Below are 24,263 nucleotides of genomic sequence, written 5' to 3'. Positions count from 1 at the left end.
AGAGGTGTCCGCCGACCCTAGATCGCTCCGGTCCGACGGGGGCCATCGCCGTACCCGGGTGCCGGATCCGGGCCGGAGTCGTACGGTTCGGCCTCCGAGGTCCGTTCCCTCGCGGAGGCGCTGATGTCCGACCGCCAACCACCCGAGATGGCCCAGGTCGCCAGTGAGACCGGAGCCAAGAAGGTCCACCGGACCTGGGACCGCGTGCTGGTCAGCGCCTTCCTCGCCGGGGCCTACATCTCCTTCGGCGCACTCGTCGCGATCACGGTCTCCTCCGGCCTGGACCCCGCCACCTGGGGCACGCTGCCGACGCTGTTCATGGGCGCCGCGTTCACCCTGGGCCTGGTCCTGGTGCTCATCGCCGGGTCCGACCTGGCGACCGGCAACATGATGCTGGTGCCGCTCGGCGCGATGCAGGGCCGGATCAGCATGGGCGACGTCGCCAAGAACCTCACCCTCGTCCTGGTGGGCAACCTGATCGGCGCCCTGTTCGTCGCCTACTTCCTGGCCGTGCAGACCGGGGTCATCGGGACGCCGGGGGCCTCGGGCAGCGCTGCCCTCACCCACGACCGGCTGGCCTCGATCGCCGAGGCCAAGGGGCTGCACGAGTCGCCGTGGCAGGTCTTCCTGCGCGGCGTGGGCTGCAACTGGCTGGTCTGCCTGGCGGTGTGGATGTCGCTGGCCGCCCAGTCGGTGTCCGGCAAGGTGCTCGCCATCTTCTTCCCGATCATGGCGTTCGTGGCGATGGGCTTCGACCACGTCGTCGCCAACATGTTCTTCCTGCCCGCCGCGATCTTCGCCGGCGTCCCGGAGCTCGGCTGGGGCGACGTGCTGCTCAACTGGCTGATGGCCGGTGTGGGCAACCTCGTCGGCGCGGTCGTCTTCGTGTCGACGTCCTACTGGTACCTGTTCCTGCGCGACCAGCCGGCCGAGCGACCCAGCCGGACGCCGACCGGCGGGGAGGCCGCCGAGCGCGCATGACCCGTTCCTCGCGGGGGCACCGCCGCTGCGGATGGCACCGTCTCGGCGTGCCACGCGACCGGGAGGGTGCCCAGCCATGAGGTACAGCGAGGGAGCAGACCTCGACCCCTCGGGCGTGCAGGACCGCCGGGGTGGCGGCCTCGGCGGCGGGCGTGGCCTCGCGGTCGGCGATGGTGGGCTGGGCCTGGTCGGCGTCCTCGTGCTGGTGCTCTTCCAGGTCCTGGGCGGTGGTGGGGACGGCGGCGGGACCGGCGCGGCGCTGGGCCAGCTGAGCGGGCTCGAGGAGGGGCAGACCGCCGACAACACCCAGCTCGAGGAGCAGTGCCGGACCGGCGCCGACGCGAACGAGTCGGTCGACTGCGCCGTCGTGGCCGACATCGAGTCGATCCAGGACTACTGGTCCGGCGTGCTGGGCCCGGAGTACCGGCCGACCGACACCGTCTTCTTCAACGGCGGGGTCCGCACCGACTGCGGCGGGGCGACCAGTGGCTCGGGACCCTTCTACTTCCCGGCCGACGAGCAGGTCTACATCGACCTGTCCTTCTTCGACACGCTGCAGCAGCAGTTCGGCGCGCAGGGCGGGCTGTTCGTGAACGCTTACGTGATCGCCCACGAGTACGGCCACCACGTGCAGAACGTGCTCGGGATCAACCAGCAGGTCACCCCGGGCGAGACGGGCCCGGCCAGCGGCACCGTGCGCCTGGAGCTGCAGGCCGACTGCTTCGCCGGGGCGTGGGCCAACCACGCCGAGACCGTCCCCGACGAGTCCGGCGAGCCGCTGATCGCCGAGATCACCCAGGACGACGTCGACCGGGCACTGGACGCCGCCGCCCGCATCGGCGACGACTTCATCCAGCAGAACCTGGGCGGCGGCACCGTCGACCAGGACGCCTTCACCCACGGCTCCTCCGAGCAGCGGCAGCGCTGGTTCACCACCGGCTACCAGACCGGCGACCCCGCGCAGTGCGACACCTTCGCCACCGACGACCTCGGCTAGCGGTCCCCTGGCCCCGTCCCGAGGCTCGCGCCGAGCGTGCGAGGCGTGAGGAGGACGGGGTCCTTCGACTCGTCGGCCTCCACCGCGGCGTTCCACTGCGCCTTCTCGGCGCGCCAGCCCTCGTCGGTGCGGCCGAGCCGCCAGTAGCCGGATGCCGAGAGCTGCTCGCGGGGCACCGAGCGCTCCACCCGCAGGAAGCGGCGCAGCTCGCGCACGAACCCGGCCTCGCCGTGCACGAAGGCGTGCAGCGAGCCGGCGGGCAGCGCGGCCCCGCGGACGGCGGCGACGAGGGCCTCCCCCGGCGGTCCGGCGCGGTGCACCCAGGTCAGCTCCACACCCGGCGCCGGCGGCAGCGGCTGCTCCTCGGCGGCGTCGGCGACCTCGACGAACACCCGCGCCACCGCTCCCGCGGGCAGCCGCTCGAGCGAGGCGGCGATCGCCGGCAGGGCCGTCTCGTCGCCGGCCAGCAGGTGCCAGTCGACGTCCCCGCTGGGCGCGTAGGCGCCGCCGGGGCCGAGCAGCTGCACCAGGTCGCCGGGCCGGGCGGCCTGGGCCCAGGGCCCGGCCAGCCCCTCGTCACCGTGGACGACGACGTCGAGGACGAGCTCACCGGCGACGGGGTCCCAGCCGCGCACCGTGTAGGTGCGCAGGCACGGCCACCACTCGCGCGGGTGCTCGGCCTGCACGGCGTCCATGTCGAACGGCGCGGTGTACGGGGCGCCGGCCGGCGGGAGGACCAGCTTGACGTAGGCGTCGGTGTGCTCGGGCACGAACCCGGTGAGCCCCTCCCCGCCGAGCACCACCCGGACGAGGTGGGGAGTCGGGCGCGAGGTGCGCAGCACGGTGGCCAGCCGGGGCGTGCGCGGTCGGCGCGGGGCCTTGTCGGCCATGGCGGGGCCCCCTCGAGTTGATCGGATAGGGAAGCCTGACCTTAGTCAGCGTTGCTGGTAGTGCGGAACACCGCAGGGGAACCGGTGCCGCCCGCCGGCTCGGGGGGGTGCCGGCGGGCCGCCTCAGCTCCGGGACACGTCGTGTGTGCCGACAGACACCGCCCGGGCGTCGACCCTCATGTGTGGGTGATCGTTTGACGGGTATCGCCTCGGCCGACCAAGACATCTGCCGAGGAGGAACGATGACTCACTCGATCGACAGCCCGTTCCCGCCGCCGCCCTCCACCGGCTCGGGCGCGACCAGCGGGGCCACCACGGCCGCCACCAGCACGACCTCGACGGGTTCCCCGTCGACCAGTGACGTGGCGAAGGACGAGGCCCGCAACGTGGGCCAGACCGCCGCCCAGGCCGGCAGCCAGGTCGCCTCGACCGCCGCCGACCAGGCCAGGGAGGTCGCCCACGAGACCCAGCGGCAGGCACAGGACCTGCTGCACCAGGGCCGCCAGCAGCTGCGCCAGCAGACCGTGGCCCAGCAGCACAAGGCCGCCTCCGGGCTGTCCTCACTGGCCCAGGAGCTGCGCGGCCTGGCCGATGGCAGCAGCCAGGGCGCTCCCGGCCCGGCGCGCGACCTGCTCCAGCAGGCGTCGGGCTACGTCGAGCAGTTCGCCGACCGGCTGCAGAGCCGCGAGCCGGCCGACCTGCTCGACGACGTCCGCGCCTTCGCCCGCCGCAGGCCCGGCACCTTCCTGCTCGGCGCCGCGCTCGCCGGTGTCCTCGCCGGCCGGCTCACCAGCGGCGTGAAGGCCGCGCACAGCGACAGCTCGTCCACGGGCTCGCAGCAGCAGTACCGGACCGACTACACGCAGACCGACTACGTCGAGCCGGCGCCGGCCTACTCCGGCTACGCCGAGACGACCTCCTATGAGACGACCACCGGGTACAGCGGCACGGCAGCGACCGGCAGCCCGGTCCCGCCGCCGCCGTACGGCACCACTCCGCCCGCGGGCGCCGTCGTCCCGCCGACCACCCCGGCCGGCTGGGACGACCCGGCCCGCCGTCCCGGTCAGGGGGTCTGAACCCGATGAGCTCTCCCTACTCCGGCGCGACGCCGGTCGGTTCGACGCCGGGCCAGGACCCGTACGGCCAGGGCGACTACGCCGTCGGCCCGGACGAGTCCTACGGCGCCCACAGCGGGACCCTGGGCACGCCGACGACGAACGAGGGCCGGCCCGACGTGGAGGGCACCTCGGTCGGGCAGCTGTTCGGTGAGCTGGCCAAGGACCTCTCCACGCTCATGCGGCAGGAGGTGGCCCTCGCCAAGGCCGAGGTCCAGGCGGAGGCGAAGAAGGCGGGCAAGGGCGCGGGCATGATGGCCGTCGCCGCTCTCGCCGGGTTCCTGACGGTGCTCTTCCTGTCCAACGCCCTGTGGTGGGCGCTGGAGAACGTGATGGACGCCGGGCTGGCCGCGCTCATCGTGGCCGTCCTCTGGGGCATCGTCGGTGCCGTCACCTTCTCCATGGGCAAGAAGAAGCTGCAGCAGGTGAACCCCAAGCCCGAGCGCACCGTGGACACGCTGTCCGACGTGCCCAACGCGCTGAAGCCCAACTGACCCGCGGCCCCGTGCCCCTCAGACACCAGGAGGACCTGAGATGACAACGAGCAACGACCCCGAGGCCATCCGCCGGCAGATCGAGCAGACGCAGCGCGAGCTGAGCTACGACGTCGACGCCCTCAACGAGAAGGTGAACCCCTCCCGCGTCATGGACCGCCGGGTCAGCGCGGCCAAGGGCCGCGTCTCCCGCGTCAAGGACCGGGTCATGGGCAGCGCCCAGGACACCCGGGCCACGGCCCAGCACCGCACGCAGAACGCCGCGGGCACGGTGCAGGACAAGGCACAGGGCGCCGCCGAGTCCGTGCAGGGTGCCGCGCAGCAGGCCGCGCACGCGGTGCAGCAGGCCCCGGACACCATCGTCCGGCAGGCCCAGGGCAACCCGCTGGCAGCAGGCCTCATCGCCTTCGGCGTCGGCTGGCTGGTCTCCAGCCTGCTGCCGGCGTCGGAGCGGGAGCGCCAGCTGGCCGAGCAGGCCGAGTCCGCGGTGCGCGAGCACAAGGACACGCTGCTCCAGCCGGCCAAGGAGGCCGCGCAGGAGATCCGCGAGGAGCTCCAGCCCGCCGCCCAGCAGGCGGTCCAGGAGGTCAGGTCCACTGCGCAGGACGCCGCCCAAACCGTCAAGCAGGAGGGCCAGTCCGCCGCGCAGGACGTCCAGGGCCAGGCCCAGCAGTCCCGTCAGACGGTGCAGAGCCAGTCGGGTAGCTGAGAGAGGGCCTCCCTGCCCGCCGGCCTGCCTGCCTGCAGGGTTCCGCCGCGAGCTCGCGAGCGGTGGGGGGCAGGGAGGTCCTTCTACTCAGCAGGGCGGCCGTTCCAGTACGTCACCGCGCCCCGCCGGGTCCTCCCGGCGGGGCGCGCGTGCGTCCACGGCCGGTTCCCCTGTTGGGGTGAGACCGTGCCCGGCGGGCTGGAGCACGGGCAGGAGGACGCCGACGTCGACCGGGACGACACCGCCCGAGCGAGGGAGCCCGACCCGTGCCGACCGCAGCGCCGCGCGTCCTGGTCGCCGACGACGAGGACGACATCCGGGCTCTGGTGGGACTGGTCGTCCGCCGGGCCGGCTGCACGGTCGCCACCGAGGTCGCCGACGGGACGCAGGCGCTGACCGCGGCCCGCACCGACCCGCCCGACCTGGCCGTCCTGGACGTCTCCATGCCCGGTGCGACCGGGCTGGAGGTCTGCACGGCGCTGCGCGCGGACCGGGCGACCGCCGGCGTGCCGGTGCTGCTGCTCTCGGCCGGCGCCACCCCCGACGACGTGGCCCGCGGCCTGGCGGCCGGCGCGGACGCCTACCTGGCCAAGCCCTTCTCCGTCGCCGGGCTGGTCGCCCGGGTGCGCGAGCTGACCGCCGGGGCGACCCCGTGACCGTCCTGGAGCCCGCGCCGGCCGGGGAGCTGACCCGGCTGCGCGCGGAGAACGCCGCGCTGCGCGCCCGGATGCAGCACCGCGACGACGAGCTGGAGGTCGCCACGCGCATGCTGCAGGCGCGGGCGCAGACGATGACCAGCGTCGTCGACGCGGTCACCGAGCAGTCGATCATCGGCACCGACGTCGACGGCGTCGTCCGCGTCTGGAACCCCGGTGCCGAGCGGATGCTGGGGCTGCTCCGCGCCGACGTCGTCCGCCGCCGGTCGATCACCGACTTCCACCTGGCCGAGGAGCTGCTGGAGGCCGGTGGCGGGCTAGCCGCGCTGGTGGGCACCGCGCAGGAGCGGGGCCGCGACGTCCGGGACTGGACCTACGTCGCCGCGGACGGCACCGAGCTCACCGTCTCCGTGGCGGTCACCCCGCGCACCGACGACCGCGGCGTGCACGCCGGCTGGAACTTCGTCGGCACCGACATGACCGAGGCCCGGGCGACCGAGCGGATGAAGGACCAGTTCGTGAGCCTCATCAGCCACGAGCTGCGCACGCCGCTGACCTCGATCCTGGGTTACCTCGAGCTCGTCCTGGACGACCCGTCGCTGGGCGATGAGCCGCGGCGGTACCTGGGCACGGTCGAGCGCAACGCCCAGCGGCTGCTGCGGCTGGTCGGTGACCTGCTGTTCACCGCCCAGGTCGACGCCGGCCGGTTCAGCCTGCAGCCGGAGTCGGTCGACCTGGCGGCCGTCGTCCGGGCCGCCGAGGAGACCGTCCGGGTCACCGCCGCGGCCACCGGCGTCGAGGTCGTCGTCGACGTGCCCGACGGCGGGCTGGTGGTGCCCGGCGACGCGGTCCGCCTGGGGCAGGCCTGCGACAACCTGGTGTCCAACGCGGTCAAGTTCACCCCGGCCGGCGGCCGGGTCACCCTGGCGCTGCGCCCGGCCTGGCGGACGGCCGGCGGCGCGGTCGTCGCCACCCCGGGGGACGACGCGGTGCGCGTGGCCCGGCTGGCGGTCAGCGACACCGGCATCGGGATCCCCGCCGGTGAGCAGGGGCAGCTCTTCGCCCGCTTCTTCCGCGCCTCGACCGCCCGGCGGCACGCGGTGCCGGGGGTCGGGCTGGGGCTGGCCATCACGCGGGCCATCGCCGCCGCACACGACGGCAGCCTGGAGGTCGCCAGCGTGGAGGGCCGGGGCACCACCTTCACCCTCACGCTCCCGGGCTGAGGTCCGCGGCGCCCTCGCAGGTACGAGGACCCCGTCCTCCCCGCCCTTCGTAGAAGGACCCCGTCCTCCTCACCGCTCGCAGGCTCGCGGCGAGCCTCTGGACGGGGCCGACCCGGGACGGGCCGGCGGCGAGCCTCTGGACGGGGCCTGGCACGAGCTCTCGAACGGTGGGGGCGAGGGGTCCCCCACTTGCGGAGGTCTTGCGGTTGGCAGGCGGGTGCCCTGCGGTCGGGCGGGCAGGGTCGTCCCCGTCGCCGGGTCGCCCCGTTCTGGCCCACGCAGGGAGGACGAGTCGTGAGCGCTGTCCCGACCGCCCTCGTCGTGGGCGCCGACGCAGCCGGCCGCGCACCGCTCGCCGCACTGCTGCAGCTGACCGGGTGGGCCGTGCGGGAGGCCGAGGGCACCCGTGAGGCGCTCGGCCTGGCCCGACGCCTGGAGCTGGATCTGGTCGTCGTCGACCTGGACGGCCCGGCCGGCGAGGCGGCGGCCCTGCTGCGCCGGCTGCGGCTGGTCGGCTGCCGCGCCCACCTGCTCGCCGTGGCCGCCGCGGCCGGCGCCGCGGACCGGGCCGCCGCCCTCGCGGCCGGTGCCCTCGCCTGCCTGCCCCGGCCGGTGGACGCCGGCCTGCTGACCGGTCTGCTCGCCCGCCGGGCGCCCGCACCGCAGGCACCCGCCGCCGGGGACACCTCCGGTGCGGAGTCCGACGCCGACCTCGTGCCCCGGCTGCAGCAGGTGTACGCCGCCGCGCTGCCCGGCCGGCTGACCGCCATCGCCGACGGCGCCCGGAGCGGGGATGCCGCGGCGCTCGCCCGGGCCTCGTCGACGCTCGCCGGCACCAGCGCCCAACTGGGCCACCTGGAGGTCGCCGCGGTCTGCCGGGCCATCGCACGGGACGCCCGCCGTGGAGTCCTGGCCCACGAGCTCGTCGCCGAGCTGTGCACCGTCGCGGGCGACCGAGCGGCCGGCTGCCGATGGACCGACCCGGCCACCACGGTCGGTCGGCCACCTCGGCCCCGACCTCCGCCCCGTCAAGCGACCAATCGGTAGCCGACGCCGCGCACGGTGCGGATCGACGGGGACGAGAGGCCGGCGGCCTGCAGCTTTCGGCGCAGGTTGGACATGTGCGCCTCGACCAGGCGGACGCTGCCCTCCCAGTCGGTCTGCCAGACCTCGCGCAGCAACGTCTCGCGCTGGAGCACCCGACCCGGGCGCGAGGCCAGCGCAGTGAGCAGGTCGAACTCGGTGCGGGTGAGGTCGACGACGGCGCCGTCCACCCGCACCTCGCGGCTGTCCTCGTCCACCTCCAGCTCGGCGAGCCGGAGCACCGACTCCTCGACCGGAGCGGAACGCGGCGCGGGGACGCGCGGGCGGCGCAGCAGGGCCTGCACCCGGGCGACCAGCTCGCGCGGCGAGAACGGCTTGGCCATGTACCCGTCGGCGCCGACGGCCAGCCCGATGAGCAGGTCGACCTCCTCGGCGCGCGCGGTGAGCATGAGGACGTAGCACTCGCTCTCGGCGCGGATCTGCCGGCACACCTCGGTGCCGTCGGCGTCCGGGAGGCCGAGGTCGAGGACGACGACGTCGGGCGCGTCACGGCGGACCTCGGCCAGCGCCTCGGCGCCGGACGCGACCGCGCGGACGTCCGTCCCCGCCCGGCGCAGGACCGTGCAGACCAGCTCCCTGATCTCCTCGGTGTCCTCGACGACGAGCACGGACTGCTCGGACACGACGTCTCCTCCTCGGTGCACGGACGACCGACGCCGACCGGGAGGCGGGCGCCACCTGACCGGGTGATCGGCGGTGGCCCGGGCCGTCTTGAGCGCGGGGTGCCGGCCTCACCCGGACGGAGGAGCAGGTCAGCCGCGGTCCGCGTCGGCGGGATGGTGCAGCTCGACCGCGGCGGACGCGAACGGCGCCGTCTCCCCCCGGTGCACCGCGGCGACGACCAGACCGCGGTCGCCGGCCAGCCGGGCGACGGCCGCGACGACGTCGTCCTCGACCCCCGGCGCCATCACCGAGAAGGCCACGACCACCCGGCCCGCCGGCGCGAGGACCCGCGAGACGACGTCCCAGGTCACCGCCTGGGCCGGGTCGGAGAGAGCCCGCACGTTGAACGACACGACGACGTCGAAGGGGTGCGGGCCGAGGTCGGCCTCGTGCAGGGCCGCCGCCTGCAACCGGACCCGGCCGGCCTCGACCGCCGCGTGGTTGCGGCGGCCGGCCGCGGTGACCATGGTCGGCGAGCGGTCGACGCCGACCACCTCGGCCGCCCGCTCGGCGAGCAGGGCCACGAGGACGCCGTGGCCGCAGCCCACCTCCAGCACCCGCTCGCCGGGCCGCGGCGCCACCACACCGGCGGCCCAGCTGAGTCGCGCCGAGGCCGCCACGGCGCCCACGGTAGGGCCCTCACCCCGACGGGTCGGGTGCCCGGGGCCGCGCTCAACTGCGGGAGCGGCGACGTCGAAGCAACCGGCACCTCACTCCCGAGGAGCCCCCGGGGCCCGCTGCCCCGCCCAGCAGGAGAACCGCCATGATCGGTCTGACCCGCCGCACCGGCGAGCGCTGCCGCCTGGACCCGGACCACATCGAACGGGTCGAGGGCGGGTACGACACCGTCGTCATCACGACCGACGGCAGCTCCTACTGCGTCCGCGAGACCGTCGACCAGGTCGTCAGACGGATCGTCGAGGACCGCGCCGGCGTGATCGCGGCCTGCTACGTGCTCGACCGCGGTGAGGACGCCGACCCGCAGGGTCTCGGCGGCACCGGCACCCCGCCGCACGCGCACGCGCCGGCGCCCGTGGTGCCCATCCGGCTGCCCTGACCGCACCTGCCGTCGCCTCCCCCGGAGGGAGGGGCGCACCCGTCCCGGGTCAACACCGGCCGGCAGCGGCCGATGCACTCCTCCGGAGGACCCCGGACCAGCAAGGAGACGCCGTTGAAGATCGCCGCTCGCGGGCTGCCCGCCACGGACGTGCAGGTGTACAGCGAGGTCGCCCAGCTGCTCGACCGCCGGGCGGCGCTGAAGCACCCGCCGTTCAGCCTCACCGTGTCCGACCCGGTGGCGCTCGGCATCGCGCGGCTGTTCCGCAGCACGTCCCTGTCCGGCGAGGTGCTGGACCGCTTCGCCGCCGGCGTGAGCGTCGACAGCGACGAACTGGTCGAGGCCGCGCGCTTCGAGCAGGGCTACGCCTCCGCCGAGGGCTACGCCGCCCTGCGCTGCCTCGTGCTGTGGGTCCACAACCGGACCCACCGCACCGAGCAGCGGTCGTCGCACGCGGGTTGACCCGCCCGGGGCGCCGGCGTCAGCGCTCCCGCACCAGCGCCTCGTCGCGATCGGCGGCGGGGTCCCGGCGAGCCCAGTGGCCGGCCAGCAGCGACCCGGACAGGTTGTGCCAGACCGAGAAGACGGCCGCCGGCAGCGCGGCCGCGGGGCTGAAGTGCACCGTGGCGAGACCCGCGGCCAACCCCGAGTTCTGCATGCCGACCTCGATGCTGATGGCGCGCCGGGCCGAGACGTCCATGCCGCAGGCACGCGCGATGGCGTACCCGAGGGCCAGGCCGAGGCCGTTGTGCAGCACGACCGCGAGGACGACCACGAAGCCCACCGAGGTGATCGTGTCCGCGCTGCCGGCGACGACGACCACCACGACGGCGGCGATCCCGACGACGGAGACCAGCGGCAGCGCCGGGAGGACGCGCTCGACCAGCCGGGGGACGACGAGGCGCAGGACCAGCCCGAGCAGCACCGGCACGAGGACGATCTGCACGATCGAGGTGAACAGGCCCCCGGCGTCGACCGGCAGGTACTCCCCCGCCAGCCACAGGACCAGCAGCGGCGTGAGCAGCGGGGCCAGCAGGGTCGACACCGAGGTCATCGCGACGGAGAGGGCCGTGTCCCCCTTCGCCAGGTAGACCATGACGTTGGACGCCGTCCCGCCCGGAGCGGCCCCGACGAGGACGATGCCGGCGGCGACCGCTGCGGGCAGGTCCAGCGCCTGGGTCAGCAGCCAGGCCACCCCGGGCATGACCACGTACTGCGCGGCCACGCCGAGCAGGAGCGCCCACGGCCGCCGCGCCACGATCGCGAAGTCCGACCCCCGCAGGGTCATCCCCATGCCGAGCATGACCACCATGAGGAAGTACGGGACCAGCGCGCTCCCAGCGGCGAAGGTGTCCGGCGTCGCCAGCGCGATGCCGCCGGCCACCACGACGATGAGGGCGAACCAGCGCCCGACGAACGCGCTCAGGGCCGCGATGCTGTCCACGGGGGTCCACTGTCACAGCGGGTCGCGGGAGCGACAACGCAGTCTCGGTACTGGTACGGCCACCACCACCCAGGAGTCGTCGGTGCCGGCGGCGAGGATGCGGGCATGGTGGCCTTCTTCCTCCCGCGGGCGAGCGACGACGAGCAGGCGGAGCGGCTCTACGAGGCCCTCGCGGAGTTCGCCGGGTGCGAGCCCGCTCCCCCGGGACGGCGCGTCCAGGCGATCGCCTTCCCCCAGGACGGCGCCCGGTGGGTCGCCGAGGTCGGGGAGGAACTGCGCGGGCAGCGGACGACGCAGCAGCTGCGCCGCGGCGAGCTCCTCGAGCGCACCGAGACGCTGACGTCGTCCACGCGGGTGCTGGCCGTCTACCCGGGCACACCGTTCGTCGTCGTGACCGACGCCCAGCCGATCACCGGCACGCCGTCGGAGTGGGCCAACCCGTTCCACGCGGACCCGGACCGGGTCACCTGGTTCGATGCCTCCTGACCGCCCACCGCCGGGGCGGGGGGACACCGGCGGTGGGCTGTGGGAGGTACCGGACACGGCGGTACCGTGAGCGACAGGAAGCAACGCCGGTTCGAGAAGACGGACCCGGCGACCCAGCTCACCGGGAGCAGCCCCGGTCCGGAGGTCTCGCAGTGCGGTCTGCGGCCAGGTCCTTCTCACCCCTCCCACCGCGGTCCCCCCGGCTCCCCGGGTTCCCGGACGCCGCGCCGTCCCCGTGGCTGGCCTCCGCCGCCCGGGCGTGGCACGCCGAACCCGACGAGGACGCCGTCGCCCGCTCGGTGGCCCGGTCGGTGGCGGTGCTGCTGCCTGCCGGTGCCGAGGTCACCGTCACCCGCCTCGGTCCCGGCCGCCGTCCCCTGCCGGCTCCGGACCCGACCACGCTGCGGGCCTGGCTCGACACCGTGCAGCTCACCGCGGGCGAGGGCCCGCTGCCGGAGGCGCTGGCCGGCCGGATCGCCGCCGACGACGACCTGCGCACCGCCCCGTGGCCGCGGTTCAGGGACGCTGCGCTCGACCGCGGCGTCCGGTCGGCGATGTCCCTGCCGCTGGATGCCGGCACCGCCGTCCTCGGAGCCCTGTCGGTCTACGCGCCGGAACCGGCCGACTGGTCCGGCGCGGGCAGGCGGCTGATCGAGCCGGTGGCCGCGCACGCCGCGCTGGCCCTGGCCGCCGTGCAGCGCGCCGTCCACCTCAACCGCGGGCTGGAGAGCCGCGACGTCATCGGACAGGCCAAGGGGGTGCTCATGGAGCGCCACCGGATCACCGCCGATGCCGCCTTCGGCATCCTCGCCCGGGCCTCGCAGGACACCCACCGCAAGTTGCGCGACGTGGCTGCGTCGGTGACCGAGACCGGCGAGACGCCCCAGCCGCGTGGTGGCTCCGGGACCGCCCGATGACGGTGGCGGAGGCCGCCGACCGAGGACAGCACGGCTGGGTGGTGCTGGACAGCGAGCTGGCCCACGAGGAGGTCGTCGGGGACTTCGTCCTGGACGGACTGGAGCAGGGGGACTGCGTCCTGCTCGCAGGGATGGGCGCCCGCGACGAGAACGTGCGACGACGCCTGCAGCGGGCGGGGGTCGAGCTGAGCGCCTCCCCCGACCGTGGCCCGGCCACCCTGCGCGCCGTCCCACCCGACCCGGCCGCGCTCGTCGCGTCGGTGGACTCGGCCCTGGACGACGGCTTCCCCGGCGTCCGGTTCAGCGGGGCGATCACCGAGCCGGGGACCAGCCCGTTCGAGCCGATCGTCGACGAGCTGGCACGGACCCGTCCGCTGACCGTGCTGTGCCCCTACCTGCGCTCGCTGCTCGGCCCTGGACAGGAGACCGCGCTCGACCACCTGCACGACGACCGGGTGCACGCGCCCGCCGCCTACGACGACGACGCGTTCCGGCTGAGCTGCCGCGGCGAGGCGCTGCGGCTGACCGGCGAGCTGGACGGCAGCAACACCGAGGCCCTCCGGGCGGTGCTGGCGGCGACCGCGGGGCAGGACGGCGACTCACGCGTGTGGGACGTGAGCGGCCTGCACTTCCTCGACGTCAGCGCCGCCGACGCCCTGGTGGCCGCTGCCGGTCCACCGCCGGGGCTGACCGTCCGCGGCGCCACCCCGCTGCTGGGGCGGCTGGTCACCGCCGTCGCGGCCGACTCCCCGGACGCCGAGGTCCGGGTCCGGACGGCGCCGCACACCGAGGGACCGGTGGCATGAGCGGCGGCGGCGCCGCCCCGGTGCACCGGGGCGCCTTCCCCACCGGTCCGGACGAGGCCGCCGACCTGGCCGCGCAGGTCTGCCGCTCGGCCCTGGCCGCCGGTTCACCGGTGGTCGCCTACCTGGATCCCGACGTGCACGACCGCGTGGCGAGCCGGGTGCCCAGGGCCGCGACGGCGGTCTTCCTGCCGCAGCAGGACCTGGTCCGTGCGACGACCGACCAGCGGGGCGTGAGCTGGGTGGACGTGGCCGGCGACGGTCCGGGCCGGTGACGGTGCTCTGCCAGCAGCCGTTCGACCTGCTCCCCGACGTGGAGTGGTGGCGGGCCGCCGAGCTGGCCACCACGGCCGCCGTGGCCGGCCGGCCGATCACGCTCACCTGCCTGTTCGACCGGACCCGGACGCCGGCCGCCGACCGGCACATGGCGCGTGCCACGCACCCCGCCCTGCTGCTCGACGGGTCGACGCTGGCCAACCCCGACCACCGGCCGCCCGCCCCGGCCGGGGGGGACGGTCCCGACGGCGGCCGGGTGCTCGCCGAGGCCGTCCTCGACCCCGCGGTCTCCACCGGCAACCGCGCCTGGTGGCACGACCAGCTGCGACGCGCCGGCGTCGAGGGCAGCCGGCGCGACGAGCTCGTGTTCGTCCTGCACGAGGCGGTGACCACCGTCGCCGCCCAGGACGGCGACCGGCGTGGCGTGCCCGTGCGGCTGTGGGCCGCGGGCGACGCGGCCGGCTGCGACCTCCTGACCCGGTCCCCCCACGAGCCGCTCGAACCGCACCGTTGGCCGACCGACCGGGACCTGGTCATGCTCTGGCTGGCCGAGGAGGTGTCCCCGACGGTGACCGTGCAGGTCCAGCCGCACGGCCCCGGGTCGCGCATCCGGGTCCGGTCCGGCCCGCCCGACGGCCACCACGGCGGACGCTGAACCAGCGCGCGCAGACGCGCGCCGGACCCCGGTGGGATAGCGTCCCGCGGGATGTCGAGCCGAGCAGCGGGGACGGACGCCCTGCGCGATGCGCTGAGGTCGCTGCTGCACGCGTGCCACCTGCTGGCGCCCGACGACCTGCCCGTGGTCGTGGCCGACCACGCCGCGCGGATGGGCGTCCGGGAGACGGTGCTCTACCTGGCCGACTACGAGCAGGTCACGCTGGTGCCGGTGCCCGGCACCGGCGTGCCGGAGCGTCAGGAGCTCTCCATCGAGGGCACCCTCGCCGGGCGGGCGTTCCGCCGGGTCGAGGTGGTCGGCAGCGCCGTCCAGCACGGCTACCGGCTGTGGGTGCCGCTGCTCGACGGCGTGGAGCGCCTCGGTGTCGCGGAGCTGCTCCTCCCCGCGGAGCCCGGCGCAGAGGAGCTCGACGCCCTGCTGGCGTTCGCCACCCTCGTGGCCGAGCTGGTCGTGGTGCGGGACGCCTACACCGACCTGTTCTCCCGGCTGCGCCGTCGGAAGCCCCTGTCGCTGGCCGCGGAGATGCAGTGGGAACTGCTGCCGCCGCTGACCTTCGGCACCGACCGGGTGGTCATCACCGGTGGGCTCGAGCCGGCCTACGACATCGGCGGGGACTCCTTCGACTACGCGTTCAACGGCAGCACCGCCGAGCTGATGGTCATCGACTCCGTCGGCCACGGGCTGCCGGCCGCCGTGCTGGCCGGCGTGGCGATCAGCGCCTACCGCCACGCCCGCCGCAACCGGCTCGACCTGCCCGACACCGCCGTCGAGGTCGACGCGGCCATCGCCGGCCAGCTCGGCGGCAGCCGGTTCGCCACGGCCGTGCTCGCCAGCCTCGACATCGACACCGGCCGGCTGCGGTGGATCAACGCCGGCCACCCCCCGCCGCTCATCCTGCGCGGATCGTCCCTGGTGCAGCCACCGCACTGCCCGCCGGCCCGCCCGCTGGGCCTGCAGGACGGCAAGCCGGCGTGCTGCGAGACCCGGCTGGAGCCCGGCGACCGCCTGCTGCTGTACACCGACGGCATCACCGAGGCCCGCTCTCCCGACGGGGAGTTCTTCGGCGAGCAGCGGCTGGCCGACTTCATCAGCGCCGCCGTCTCCGCCGGCGAACCGGCGCCCGAGATGGTCCGCCGCCTGATGCGGCACGTCCTCACCCACCAGGCCGACCAGCTGCAGGACGACGCCAGCATCGTGGTCCTCGAGTGGCTCACCGGCGGGGAACGCCGCGCGCTGCACTGGTCGGACTGACCGGGGACACCGGTCGACCGGGACACCGGTGGAACGGGCACCCGAGACGACTCAGGCCGCCCTCCCGGACAGGGTCACAGCTTGTACAGCGGCGGGTTCGGCAGCACCACCCGTCCGAAGGTGGACGCACTGACCCCGGCGAGGCACGCGTACCAGGCAACAGCGGCGGTCACGAGGCCCAGGTATCCGCCGAGGGTGGTCAGGCCCTCGTCGTGCGCCACGTCCCCGGCTCCCAGCACGAAGAACGTCGCGGCGAGGAGGGTGAAGAGCAGGGCCAGCACCGCGGTGGTCCGCAGGGAGGCGACCCACATGACCACCGTGAAGATACCCCAGCTGATGAGGTACCAGCCGACGACGGTCGCCCGGTCGTCGGCGTCCGGGATGTCGGCCGCGTAGAAGGTGACGAACGCCCAGAACGACAGCCAGAAGGCGCCGTAGGAGCTGAAAGCGGTCGCGCCGAAGACGTTGCCCTTCCGGAACTCCCACATGCCGGCGAGCACCTGGATCGCGCCCCCGTAGGCGAGTGCGACGCCGAAGACGATCGGCTCGCCGGCCGCCGGCAACAGACCTGCGTTGAACAGGCTCAGCAGGAACGTCGTCAGCGCGAAGCAGCCGAGACCCAGCGGCGCAGGGTCGGCGATCATCCGCACGTTCTCCGAGGCGAGCTCTCTCGCCATGGCGACTCGGCCGGCGGTCGGGTCGCTCAGGTCGGCGAGGAACTCGCCGCCCCCTCGCGCGGTCCTCGTGTCGGCGTCGGGTGCTGCGTTGACTGCCACTGCACGACCCCCTCCTGATCCGCGCTGGGAGCGGCACAGCGGCGCGTGCGCCATGAGTGGCCCCGGCACAATGGACGAGACGCCCGTGGTGTGCGGATCCACGACCTCCGCGGAGACCATCGAGGCCGTTTCGCGGCACCGCCGATCGAGCGCGGTGATCACTTCCACTTCCAGCCGGTGGCGGGCAGGTCCCGGTCATCGGGCTGCTCTGGTTGCTCCACCGGCTCTGGGTGGCCGTTCGCATCCACTGCGCCCTCCCCGCACAACAGTGGTCGGGGTCACATCGGGGCGTCAAGACAGCTCCGGCGTGTCAGGCCGCGACGGCCCCGTCTCCGACGGTGGGAGCAGCCGTGGTCGTCCCGGGTCGGCGACCTCCACCCATCTCCGCGCGACGACGCCCCGCCAGGACCCTCTGGGCACGCCAGGCAGGTGGTCACGGGGTCGTGGCGCGCAGGCCAGCCCGGGGATCCAGCGCACGGGCGTCCTGATGGTCACTGCCACGCCGGAGCGGGGCGCAGTCCGGACAGCGAAGGGCGCCCCGTCCCGCGGTGGCGGGACGGGGCGCCCTTCGGGTCTGCTGCGCCGGTCAGGCGATGGAGCGCACGTTGGACAGGTCGGCGCCCGACTGCTTGTTCGCCGCGGCATCGGTGTCGACGATGGCACGCAGGAACAGCCCACCCTGCAGCTTGACCAGCGTCGAGGTCAGCGTCGCCAGGTAGCGGACGCCCACCCGCGGGTCGTAGACGGTGCGCGGCGTGACGTCCAGCGCCGCCTGCTTGACCTTGTTCGCCAGCTCGGCGGGGCTGGGCTGGTAGAGCCAGGCCGGTCCGGCCGGGCCCTGCGGACCCTGCACGCCGGGCAGACCAACCGGACCGGCCGGACCGGCCGGACCCTGCACGCCCTGCGGGCCCTGCAGGCCGCGGACACCAGCAGCACCCCGCTCGCCCTGCAGACCGGGCAGGCCCTGCACACCGGGCAGGCCCTTCTCACCCTGCTCGCCGGTCTCGCCGATCACACCGCGCGGGCCCTGGGCGCCGCGGAGGCCCTGCTCACCTTGCGGCCCCTGCTCACCGGCCACGCCCTGGGGGCCGGTCTCGCCGCGCAGCCCGGGCAGGCCCTGCGGGCCCTGCTCACCCTGCTCGCCGGGGCGACCGGTGGAGCCGGGCAGACCCTGCTCGCCCTGCGGACCGGTCTCCCCCTCGGGCCCCTGCTCGCCCTGCGGGCCGGGCTCGCCCTGAGGGCCCTGCTCGCCGCGCGGTCCGATCGGTCCCTTCTCGCCGCGCTCCCCGACCGGGCCGATCGGACCGCTCGGGCCCTTCTCGCCCTTGTCACCGGGCTCGCCAGCGGGGCCGACCGGGCCGTTCTCGCCCTTGTCACCCCGCTCGCCGACAGGGCCGGCCGGGCCCTTGGGACCCTTATCGCCGGGCTCGCCGGCGGGGCCTACCGGACCGGTCGGGCCCTTCACACCGCGGTCGCCCTCCTCGACGGTGACGTCGACGGGGACCGCAACGGTCTCGTTGCGTGTCGTGCTCTTGGACTGCGCCATGGCTGGGATGGCCTCTCATGTAGGCGGTCATGTGGCGGGCGGCGCTGGAGGATCAGCCACCCGCGGTCGGTGTCGACCCCGCGACCTTGCGGAGACCGGCCGACGCCGAGGCAGTCGGCATCAGCCCCGGTCCGGCCCGAGGGCCAGTCATGACCGTGCCCAGCGCCGGTCGGGGCAAGCGTCCGGCCCCCAGTGACACCGCCCACAACCCCCGACCGTCCTGGGCCGAAGGGCACGGGGCCGGTCTCTCGCCACCAGCGTGGTCGGCGGTGGCGCGGTCTGCGACGTCGACCGCTGCCGGCATCACGTGCGCCCGCTGTGACAGCAGCCCGACCCCCCGGCGTGCGCAGAGGTCGACGTGCTGGTGCTCCGTCGTCCCCCGCGCCTTTCGTCGGGTTCGAGGAACCGACAGCGGGGCACCTGCTCAGGAACGCCCCCCGACCGGAACGAGTCGATGGACCTGGACCCCTGGCCACGACGGCCGAGTCCCGAGACCACGGGACCCCACTACGAAGCCGAGATCCTCCAGCCCGCAGACCTGCGGACCGTGCGAGCCCAGCTGCGGACCTGGGTTCCCGACACGCTCGAGGACCCCGGCGCAGCCGGAGCAGTCCTCGATGACCTCCTGTTGGCCGTCGAGGAACTGGCTTCGAACGGTCTGCGGCACGGTCGGGCACCCGTGCGGGTGCATGCCGCTCGGATGGCGGAGGGGCTGCTCCTCGACGTCAGTGACGGGCAGCCGCAGCGCTGGCCCGAGTCCGCCGTCGGCCGTGATCCGGCACTCGGCGGCATGGGACTGCGGATGGTCGCCGCCGTGACCATCGACCGCGGATGGAGCGTCGCCGGCCACCGCAAGCACGTCTGGGCCTGCTTCCCCACCGGCTGAGCTCCGGGCGAGGGCAGTGCACTGCGCCCGAGGAGACGGTCCCGATCGTCGTCCGTGGTGATCCCACCCGGCGCGCGTACGCGAACGGTCCAGTTGCAGCTCAGGCCTGTCGTCGGCGCGGAGCCCGCGCGGGCGAGGCGAGCCCGGCGTCGGCACCGTGCACGCTGTCCCGGCGGCGCGGGCGACCTCCGTACCAGTCCAGACACACCATGGTGGCGTCGTCGCGCAGATCGCCGCCGGTCGCACGCAGTACTGCCGCGCCCAGTTCCTGCACGACCTCTCGGGGGTGCAGGTCCGCGGTGTCGCGGAGGGTGGCCGCGACGTCGAGGACCGCGGCGGCGCGCTCCTGCATGCCGTCGGTCAGCAGGATGACCCGGTCCCCTGGCGCGAGCGGGAAGCGCTGCAGCCGGAACGACTGGCCCGGCACGACACCGAACGGTGGTTCGATGCCCAGACCGATCTCGTGCACCCGGCCCTCCCGCAGCCGCAGAGGCAACGGGTGACCGGCGTTGACGACCGCGGCCGAGCCGGTCGCCAGATCCACGCGCAGGAGTTGCCCGGTGACGAACTGCCCTGCAGATGCGTTGTCGGTCAGGGCGTCGTTGGCGTACCGGGCCTGCGCGGCGAGGTCCAGTCCCCTCCGGCGGGCGTTGCGCAGCGCCCCGACGAGCAGTGGCGCCAGCAGAGCGGCCTCGACCTCGTGGCCGACGGCATCGGTGATCGACACGTGCAGCGCGTCCCGGTTGAGCGTGTAGTCGAAGGTGTCACCGCCCACCGAGGCAGCCGGTTCCAGCCAGCCGGCGAGGGTGAACTGCCGGCCTCACAGGTGTAGGAGGCCGGCAGCAGTCGACGCTGGATCTCGGCGGCCAGGGAGAACGGTGTGGTGCGCTGTCTCCACTCGAACACGTCGGTGTACCGGCGGGCGGCGATGACGACGTAGGCCAGCGCCTGAGCGGCGGCGGCGACGTCGGCGACCACCGTCGGAGCAGGGTGGGCAGGCAGGACCAGTTCCAGGAGCCCGACCGCATCCCCCTGTTCCGTGACCGGGGCGATCACTCGGACCCCCTCGTCCAGCGCCTCCACGTCGACCTCCTGGGTCCGCAGCACGCGCTCGTAGACGGTGCCGGGCAGGGCCAGCGTCTCCGCCCGTGCGCCCGCCTGCAGACGGGCACCCTCGGCCCCGGCCGCACCTGTCGTGAGACGCACGACGGCGCGACCGCTGAAGTCGGCGATCAGGAAGGTCAGCTCACGCGCGTCGAGCATCTCCGCGAGCGCCTCCCCCGCGGCCTCCACAGCCTCGATCGGCGCGATCCCCTCCACTCGATCGAGCAGCGCGCCGACGTCCAGGTCAGGGCCCGGCGGGGTCGACATGAGCAGACTCTAGGCAGGACGGGCGCCGCGGTGCCCGCGGCAGGGCGGCGCCGGGCGCGCTCCAGCGGGAGGAGCAGGTGGGGTTGCAGCGTTCCGCGCCGTGGATGCTGTCCAGGTGCCTGCCGCCAAGCGCTCCCCCTCACGAACTGCGCTGCTCACCGAGCCGCCGCGAGCGGGTCTGGACGTCGCCGCCCTGGCGGCTGCCTGGCCGTTGCTCGCGGCTGCCCGCCGCGGGGACGGCCATCCGGTGCTGGTGCTGCCGGGGCTGATGACCGGCGACCCCGCCACCGTGGTGCTCAGGACCGCGCTGCGCGCCCTGGGTCACGACGTGTCCGGCTGGAGCCTGGGCATCAACCGGGGCCCGACGGGCCGCGTCGTCGACACGCTGCGCGCACGAGTCGAGCAGCTGCACCGGACCTCGGGACGGCGGGTCAGCCTGGTCGGCTGGAGTCTCGGCGGGCTCTACGCGCAGGAACTGGCCAGAGCCGCGCCGGGCAGCGTCCGCGGACTGGTCACCCTTGGCACGCCGGTGGTGCGCTCGGCGCCCTGGGTCCGCACCGCGTCGGGGATCGTCGACGGCGGCACCCGCCTGCTCCGCGGGGCGGCAGCGCTGCCCCGGCCCTGGGCCGAGCGCGGCTCCCTGCGCGTGCCCGCGACGTCGGTCTACACGCGGGCCGACGGCATCGTGCACTGGTCGTCGTGCCGGTACGAGGTCCGCCCTCGGCGGGAGAACGTGGAAGTGCGCGGCAGCCACCTCGGCCTCGCCTGCAACCCGGCGGTGCTGTGGCTGCTGGCCGACCGGCTGGGGATGGCCGAGGGCACCTGGACACCGTTCCGGCCCCCACCCGGACTCAGCCTGCTCTTCCCCCGCCGTCGGTGACACGGGCAGGCCTGCTCCGAGGTCGTCGCCGGGTGGGCCGCGTGGGACACCCGAGCCGGTCGACCTGGTGCCGACACGACCCCAGCCGTCGGCCGGGGGTCCGTACTCGTCCGCGTGGGTCCACCTGCGCAGGTCGAGCGTCATCGGAACGAGGGCGAACGGGGACCGGCAGCCCCGGACGGACCCCGACGGCGGTCACGGTGGTGGTCGAGGTCCGCTCCTCGCCACCCGCCGCGGCGCTCTCCTCGCCCGGGTGCGCCTCGACCGGATGGCGGGCCGTCACCGCTGCCCCCGGGCAGGGGCGAACCGGGCGGCGAGCTCGGAGCGCGAGCGGACGCCGAGCTTCGCGTAGATCCGGGTCAGGTGGAACTGGACGGTCTTGACCGACAGCAGCATCGACGCGGCCACCTCCTTGTTGGTCAGACCGGTCGCGACGAGCGTGGCGACGGTTCGTTCCTGCTCGGTGAGGTTCTCGGTGCCGGGCTCTGCGGCGCGGGGCGCGGGCCGTCCGGTCTTTAGCTCCCGGTCGCAGCGCTCCACGTAGACCTGCGCGCCCAGGGCGGCGAAGGACTGACGCGCCGTGGTGAGCAGCGCCGCAGCGTCCCGCCGCCGGCCGACCCGGCGCAGCGTCACGCCGTGGGCGAAGTCCACGCGGGCCCGCTCGTACGGCATCGGCAGCCCGGCCAGCTGGGCTCGTGCCTGGTCGAACGCCTCCTCCGCACCGAGGAGGTCACCGCGCGCGGCGAGCAGCCGGCCACGGACGTAGCCGAGCCGGGCACCTGCGGAGCGGTGTCCCCGTCGGCGGACCGTCGCCTCGTGCGGTGCCAGGAACGCCTCGGCCTCGGGGAGCCGACCGGTCACGACGAGCGCGTTGGCGTAGACGTCGTGCCAGGGCCAGAACCCGGGCTCGTCGAGTCCGCCGCGCGGTGTCCGGAGCACGAGGGGGGTCAGGTGGCGGACGACCGCGTCGTAGTCCGACGCCGCCTCTGCCACGGAGGCCCGGGCGAGCAGCGCGGGCACCGTTCTGACGGTGTAGTCGTGCTCGGCGGCCGCGCCCAGCAGCAGGTGGCGCTCCGCGGCCTCCTGCTCCCCGCGGAGCGCACGCACCTGCGCGCCGGTCCAGTGCACGAGGGGACGCAGCAGGTCCAGCCCGGTGGTGCCGAGCAGCACCTCGGCCTGGTTGACGGCGTCCAGCGCCCCGGGCCAGTCACCCAGGACGAACCGGGTCCGGGCCAGCCACACCAGGGCCCACAGGGAGATCCGCTTGGAGCCGGTCTGCCGGACGGTGGGGACGGCGGACTCGAGCTCGCGCCGGGCGGCCTCGGGTTCGTCCTGGGCGAGGGACAGCCAGCCCAGCCCCATGCGCGATCGCTGGTGCTGGGGCCCCGACGGGCTCTCTGCCACCGCCTGCCGGTAGGCGGTGAACGCCGCGTCGACCGCGCCGCAGGCGGCGAGCCCCAGGCCGACGATGGCGCGCGACTCGACCGCGGCCGGCGCACCCGGCTCGGCGTACTCACCCGCCCGGCCCGCCCACCGCACCAGTTCGTCGCCGTCCCAGTCGGCCAGGGCGTGCAGGACGTGGCGCTGGCAGACCACCGCCGCAGCGCGCCGGTCGGAACCGCGGTGCCGCCAGGCGGTGTCGAGATAGGAGACGGCCTCGGCCCGGCGGCCGCGCTGGACCGCGACGTAGGCGAGGACGGCGTCGCGACGTGGACCGGACGGAAGGGCCTCGACCTCCGGGAGGGCGTCCACCGCCTGGCCCAGCAGGCCGGCTCCGGCGAGTGCGTCGACGGCCTCGAGCAGCCGCTCCTCCCGAGCGGCGCGGCTGGGGCTGATCCGGCCGGCGTCGATGAGCGCGCCGGCGACGACGGCCCAGGCCCCCTCGTCGGCCTTGCGGCGGGCCAGCTCCACCAGTTCCTCGGCGAGGCCGGCGTCGGGCAGGGGCGCGGCCTCGACCCGGTGGCGCAGCCGATCGGTGTCGTCGGTGACGAGGGTGGCCGCGCGCAGGTGCAGCCGGTGCCGTGCGGCGGGCGTCAGGGTGGCGTGGACGGCATCGCGGACGAACCGCTCCGGGAAGGCCAGCGTGTCCAGGCCGTGGCCGGCGGTCGCCTCCAGCAGGCCCGCGGCGCAGGCCTCGTCGAGGGCGCCGATGGGGTCGGACACCTCGGCCAGCGCCGCGGCGTCGGCCAGCACCGGTGTCGGGCCCAGCACGGCCGCGGCCTCGACGAGCGCCCGGGCCGGCCGAGGACAGCCGTCGAGGGTCCGGCGTACCCGCTGCTGGACCCGGCTCGGCACCGGGAGCCGGGTCTGCCAGTCCGACCAACGGGCGGGTGGGGTCTCGTTCAGCAGCTCGAGCAGGTGCCGTGGGATCCCCGCGGTGTGCGTGCAGAGTCGGCGGGCCACCGACAGGGGGAGGTCGACGGCCGCGATGCGCGCCGCCAGCAGCCGGGTCTCCGCCGGTCCCAGCGGCGGGACCGGCACCGGGACGGCGGGGAGCCGATCGAGCACCTCGACCGCCCGGGGCTCCCCGGCGGCCGGCCAGCCCGTCGCCCGGGCGAGCAGCACCAGGACGGCGACGTCCCGCAGCCGGGCGAGCCCGGAGGTGATCGCCTGCAGGGAGACCGGGTCCGCGCAGTGGGCGTCGTCGACCACGACGACCAGCGGCCCCTCCCCCGCACGCGACTCCCACCGCCCGGCCAGCGCGGTGCCCAGGTCGACCGCGTCGGCCGCGTCCGGCGGGGCGGGCAGGTGCCGCGGGTCGTCGTCCAGCAACCGCCGCGCCAGCGCCCCGTTCCGGGAGCTCTCCCAGGGCAGCCCGGCGGCCGCGGTCACCTGCAGGTCGGCGTGCCGGTGCAGGAACCGACGGAGGACGGTCGTCCTGCCGATCCCCGCCGGGCCCTCGACGAGGGCCACGACGGGGCCGCCGGTGCGGGCGCGGTCGAGCAGCGCGTCGAGCTGCACCGCCGCGGTGGCCGGCCCCACGACGTGGACGTCGTCGTCCCCCTGGTGCACGTCGCCACCGTAGGGCCGGGCCTGCGCGGGAACCGGAGGTGCGTGCACGC

26 protein-coding genes are annotated in these 24,263 nt (G+C 75.1%); 18 read left to right on the top strand and 8 right to left on the bottom strand.

All coding sequences use genetic code 11. The features are described 5' to 3' along the window. Window positions 1-123: 123 nt before the first annotated feature. Both GOBS_RS06520 and ypfJ read left to right on the top strand, forming a co-directional pair. Window positions 124-981 (top strand): formate/nitrite transporter family protein, encoded by an 858-nt coding sequence (locus GOBS_RS06520; RefSeq protein WP_012947502.1) that lies wholly within the window; start codon window positions 124-126, stop codon window positions 979-981. A 76-nt stretch (window positions 982-1,057) separates the two neighbouring features. Next, the gene (ypfJ, locus tag GOBS_RS06515; RefSeq protein WP_012947501.1) at window positions 1,058-1,978 is read left to right on the top strand and encodes a KPN_02809 family neutral zinc metallopeptidase; all 921 of its coding nucleotides are present in this window, start codon (window positions 1,058-1,060) and stop codon (window positions 1,976-1,978) included. Here the strand turns inward: ypfJ and GOBS_RS06510 are convergent. Continuing rightward, window positions 1,975-2,868, bottom strand: coding sequence for a siderophore-interacting protein (locus GOBS_RS06510; RefSeq protein ID WP_012947500.1), 894 nt, complete (start codon window positions 2,866-2,868; stop codon window positions 1,975-1,977). The genes ypfJ and GOBS_RS06510 overlap by 4 nt on opposite strands. Before the next feature lie 242 nt (window positions 2,869-3,110). Here GOBS_RS06510 and GOBS_RS25255 point away from each other — a divergent pair, with 242 nt between their 5' ends. The 6 genes from GOBS_RS25255 (at window position 3,111) to GOBS_RS25250 (ending at window position 8,112) form a co-directional block, all read left to right on the top strand. Beyond that, entirely contained in the window at window positions 3,111-3,944 is an 834-nt protein-coding gene (locus tag GOBS_RS25255) for a hypothetical protein (protein WP_012947499.1), read from the top strand. A 5-nt stretch (window positions 3,945-3,949) separates the two neighbouring features. Further along, entirely contained in the window at window positions 3,950-4,477 is a 528-nt protein-coding gene (locus GOBS_RS06500) for a phage holin family protein (RefSeq protein ID WP_012947498.1), read from the top strand. Between the two features lie 40 nt (window positions 4,478-4,517). Further along, on the top strand, window positions 4,518-5,186 hold the full coding sequence (locus GOBS_RS06495) for a DUF3618 domain-containing protein (protein WP_012947497.1): 669 nt from the start codon (window positions 4,518-4,520) through the stop codon (window positions 5,184-5,186). Between the two features lie 266 nt (window positions 5,187-5,452). After that, window positions 5,453-5,842, top strand: coding sequence for a response regulator transcription factor (locus GOBS_RS06490; protein ID WP_012947496.1), 390 nt, complete (start codon window positions 5,453-5,455; stop codon window positions 5,840-5,842). Further along, window positions 5,839-7,065 carry a sensor histidine kinase gene (locus tag GOBS_RS06485; protein ID WP_012947495.1) on the top strand — a complete coding sequence of 409 codons (1,227 nt, stop codon included), beginning with the start codon at window positions 5,839-5,841 and terminating at the stop codon, window positions 7,063-7,065. The genes GOBS_RS06490 and GOBS_RS06485 overlap by 4 nt, the downstream gene beginning before the upstream one ends. A 294-nt stretch (window positions 7,066-7,359) precedes the next feature. Next, window positions 7,360-8,112, top strand: coding sequence for a response regulator (locus GOBS_RS25250; protein ID WP_049788165.1), 753 nt, complete (start codon window positions 7,360-7,362; stop codon window positions 8,110-8,112). On the opposite strand, the gene GOBS_RS06475 is transcribed toward GOBS_RS25250, so the two are convergent. Continuing rightward, window positions 8,094-8,792 carry a response regulator transcription factor gene (locus tag GOBS_RS06475; RefSeq protein WP_012947494.1) on the bottom strand — a complete coding sequence of 233 codons (699 nt, stop codon included), beginning with the start codon at window positions 8,790-8,792 and terminating at the stop codon, window positions 8,094-8,096. The genes GOBS_RS25250 and GOBS_RS06475 overlap by 19 nt on opposite strands. 129 nt (window positions 8,793-8,921) lie before the next feature. Continuing rightward, on the bottom strand, window positions 8,922-9,452 hold the full coding sequence (locus GOBS_RS06470) for a class I SAM-dependent methyltransferase (protein ID WP_166487312.1): 531 nt from the start codon (window positions 9,450-9,452) through the stop codon (window positions 8,922-8,924). Between the two features lie 143 nt (window positions 9,453-9,595). Here GOBS_RS06470 and GOBS_RS06465 point away from each other — a divergent pair, with 143 nt between their 5' ends. Both GOBS_RS06465 and GOBS_RS06460 read left to right on the top strand, forming a co-directional pair. After that, window positions 9,596-9,889: a flagellar FlbD family protein gene (locus GOBS_RS06465; protein WP_012947492.1), complete on the top strand. Its 294-nt coding sequence runs from the start codon at window positions 9,596-9,598 to the stop codon at window positions 9,887-9,889. Window positions 9,890-10,003: 114 nt separating this feature from the next. After that, a complete protein-coding gene (locus GOBS_RS06460) occupies window positions 10,004-10,351 on the top strand; it encodes a hypothetical protein (protein WP_041241366.1) in 348 nt (115 codons plus the stop codon). 19 nt (window positions 10,352-10,370) lie between these two features. Here the strand turns inward: GOBS_RS06460 and GOBS_RS06455 are convergent, their stop codons facing one another. Further along, a complete protein-coding gene (locus GOBS_RS06455) occupies window positions 10,371-11,333 on the bottom strand; it encodes a bile acid:sodium symporter family protein (protein WP_012947490.1) in 963 nt (320 codons plus the stop codon). Between the two features lie 105 nt (window positions 11,334-11,438). Here GOBS_RS06455 and GOBS_RS06450 point away from each other — a divergent pair, with 105 nt between their 5' ends. The 6 genes from GOBS_RS06450 to GOBS_RS06425 all read left to right on the top strand — a co-directional run bounded on the left by GOBS_RS06450 (window position 11,439) and on the right by GOBS_RS06425 (window position 15,742). Next, complete coding sequence (locus GOBS_RS06450; protein ID WP_012947489.1) at window positions 11,439-11,819, top strand: hypothetical protein; 381 nt, start codon at window positions 11,439-11,441, stop codon at window positions 11,817-11,819. Window positions 11,820-11,971: 152 nt separating this feature from the next. Beyond that, window positions 11,972-12,736: an ANTAR domain-containing protein gene (locus GOBS_RS28610; RefSeq protein WP_012947488.1), complete on the top strand. Its 765-nt coding sequence runs from the start codon at window positions 11,972-11,974 to the stop codon at window positions 12,734-12,736. After that, window positions 12,733-13,542, top strand: coding sequence for an MEDS domain-containing protein (locus GOBS_RS06440; protein WP_012947487.1), 810 nt, complete (start codon window positions 12,733-12,735; stop codon window positions 13,540-13,542). The genes GOBS_RS28610 and GOBS_RS06440 overlap by 4 nt, the downstream gene beginning before the upstream one ends. After that, complete coding sequence (locus GOBS_RS06435) at window positions 13,539-13,814, top strand: hypothetical protein (protein ID WP_012947486.1); 276 nt, start codon at window positions 13,539-13,541, stop codon at window positions 13,812-13,814. The genes GOBS_RS06440 and GOBS_RS06435 overlap by 4 nt, the downstream gene beginning before the upstream one ends. After that, entirely contained in the window at window positions 13,811-14,470 is a 660-nt protein-coding gene (locus tag GOBS_RS06430) for a hypothetical protein (protein WP_012947485.1), read from the top strand. Before GOBS_RS06435 ends, GOBS_RS06430 begins: the two co-directional genes overlap by 4 nt. A 51-nt stretch (window positions 14,471-14,521) precedes the next feature. Further along, the gene (locus GOBS_RS06425) at window positions 14,522-15,742 is read left to right on the top strand and encodes a PP2C family protein-serine/threonine phosphatase (protein ID WP_012947484.1); all 1,221 of its coding nucleotides are present in this window, start codon (window positions 14,522-14,524) and stop codon (window positions 15,740-15,742) included. A gap of 74 nt (window positions 15,743-15,816) precedes the next feature. Here GOBS_RS06425 and GOBS_RS06420 read toward each other — a convergent pair whose 3' ends face one another. Both GOBS_RS06420 and GOBS_RS29230 read right to left on the bottom strand, forming a co-directional pair. Continuing rightward, the gene (locus tag GOBS_RS06420; protein WP_208104402.1) at window positions 15,817-16,518 is read right to left on the bottom strand and encodes an acetate uptake transporter; all 702 of its coding nucleotides are present in this window, start codon (window positions 16,516-16,518) and stop codon (window positions 15,817-15,819) included. Between the two features lie 586 nt (window positions 16,519-17,104). Then, window positions 17,105-18,064, bottom strand: coding sequence for a collagen-like domain-containing protein (locus GOBS_RS29230; protein ID WP_012947482.1), 960 nt, complete (start codon window positions 18,062-18,064; stop codon window positions 17,105-17,107). A gap of 454 nt (window positions 18,065-18,518) precedes the next feature. Between GOBS_RS29230 and GOBS_RS06410 the strand changes: the two genes are divergently transcribed. After that, entirely contained in the window at window positions 18,519-18,950 is a 432-nt protein-coding gene (locus GOBS_RS06410) for an ATP-binding protein (RefSeq protein WP_012947481.1), read from the top strand. 100 nt (window positions 18,951-19,050) lie between these two features. On the opposite strand, the gene GOBS_RS28600 is transcribed toward GOBS_RS06410, so the two are convergent. Beyond that, the gene (locus GOBS_RS28600) at window positions 19,051-19,725 is read right to left on the bottom strand and encodes a PP2C family protein-serine/threonine phosphatase (protein ID WP_243697656.1); all 675 of its coding nucleotides are present in this window, start codon (window positions 19,723-19,725) and stop codon (window positions 19,051-19,053) included. Between the two features lie 696 nt (window positions 19,726-20,421). Between GOBS_RS28600 and GOBS_RS06400 the strand changes: the two genes are divergently transcribed. After that, window positions 20,422-21,201: an esterase/lipase family protein gene (locus tag GOBS_RS06400; RefSeq protein WP_243697655.1), complete on the top strand. Its 780-nt coding sequence runs from the start codon at window positions 20,422-20,424 to the stop codon at window positions 21,199-21,201. A gap of 279 nt (window positions 21,202-21,480) precedes the next feature. Here the strand turns inward: GOBS_RS06400 and GOBS_RS06395 are convergent, their stop codons facing one another. Further along, entirely contained in the window at window positions 21,481-24,213 is a 2,733-nt protein-coding gene (locus tag GOBS_RS06395) for a LuxR C-terminal-related transcriptional regulator (RefSeq protein ID WP_012947479.1), read from the bottom strand. Between the last annotated feature and the right edge of the window lie 50 nt (window positions 24,214-24,263).

The organism is Geodermatophilus obscurus DSM 43160, from assembly GCF_000025345.1.
GTDB lineage: Bacteria > Actinomycetota > Actinomycetes > Mycobacteriales > Geodermatophilaceae > Geodermatophilus > Geodermatophilus obscurus.
The sequence above is the reverse complement of the archived record's forward strand: the minus strand, read 5'-3'. Positions and strand labels throughout refer to the sequence as shown.

Excerpts from the sequence above, each read along its gene's own strand:
- GOBS_RS06520 (WP_012947502.1), top strand. The coding sequence starts at position 124 with ATGTCCGACCGCCAACCACCCGAGATGGCCCAGGTCGCCAGTGAGACC.
- ypfJ (WP_012947501.1), top strand. The coding sequence starts at position 1,058 with ATGAGGTACAGCGAGGGAGCAGACCTCGACCCCTCGGGCGTGCAGGAC.
- GOBS_RS06510 (WP_012947500.1), bottom strand. The coding sequence starts at position 2,868 with ATGGCCGACAAGGCCCCGCGCCGACCGCGCACGCCCCGGCTGGCCACC.
- GOBS_RS25255 (WP_012947499.1), top strand. The coding sequence starts at position 3,111 with ATGACTCACTCGATCGACAGCCCGTTCCCGCCGCCGCCCTCCACCGGC.
- GOBS_RS06500 (WP_012947498.1), top strand. The coding sequence starts at position 3,950 with ATGAGCTCTCCCTACTCCGGCGCGACGCCGGTCGGTTCGACGCCGGGC.
- GOBS_RS06495 (WP_012947497.1), top strand. The coding sequence starts at position 4,518 with ATGACAACGAGCAACGACCCCGAGGCCATCCGCCGGCAGATCGAGCAG.
- GOBS_RS06465 (WP_012947492.1), top strand. The coding sequence starts at position 9,596 with ATGATCGGTCTGACCCGCCGCACCGGCGAGCGCTGCCGCCTGGACCCG.
- GOBS_RS06450 (WP_012947489.1), top strand. The coding sequence starts at position 11,439 with ATGGTGGCCTTCTTCCTCCCGCGGGCGAGCGACGACGAGCAGGCGGAG.
- GOBS_RS06440 (WP_012947487.1), top strand. The coding sequence starts at position 12,733 with ATGACGGTGGCGGAGGCCGCCGACCGAGGACAGCACGGCTGGGTGGTG.
- GOBS_RS06435 (WP_012947486.1), top strand. The coding sequence starts at position 13,539 with ATGAGCGGCGGCGGCGCCGCCCCGGTGCACCGGGGCGCCTTCCCCACC.
- GOBS_RS06425 (WP_012947484.1), top strand. The coding sequence starts at position 14,522 with ATGTCGAGCCGAGCAGCGGGGACGGACGCCCTGCGCGATGCGCTGAGG.
- GOBS_RS29230 (WP_012947482.1), bottom strand. The coding sequence starts at position 18,064 with ATGGCGCAGTCCAAGAGCACGACACGCAACGAGACCGTTGCGGTCCCC.
- GOBS_RS06410 (WP_012947481.1), top strand. The coding sequence starts at position 18,519 with ATGGACCTGGACCCCTGGCCACGACGGCCGAGTCCCGAGACCACGGGA.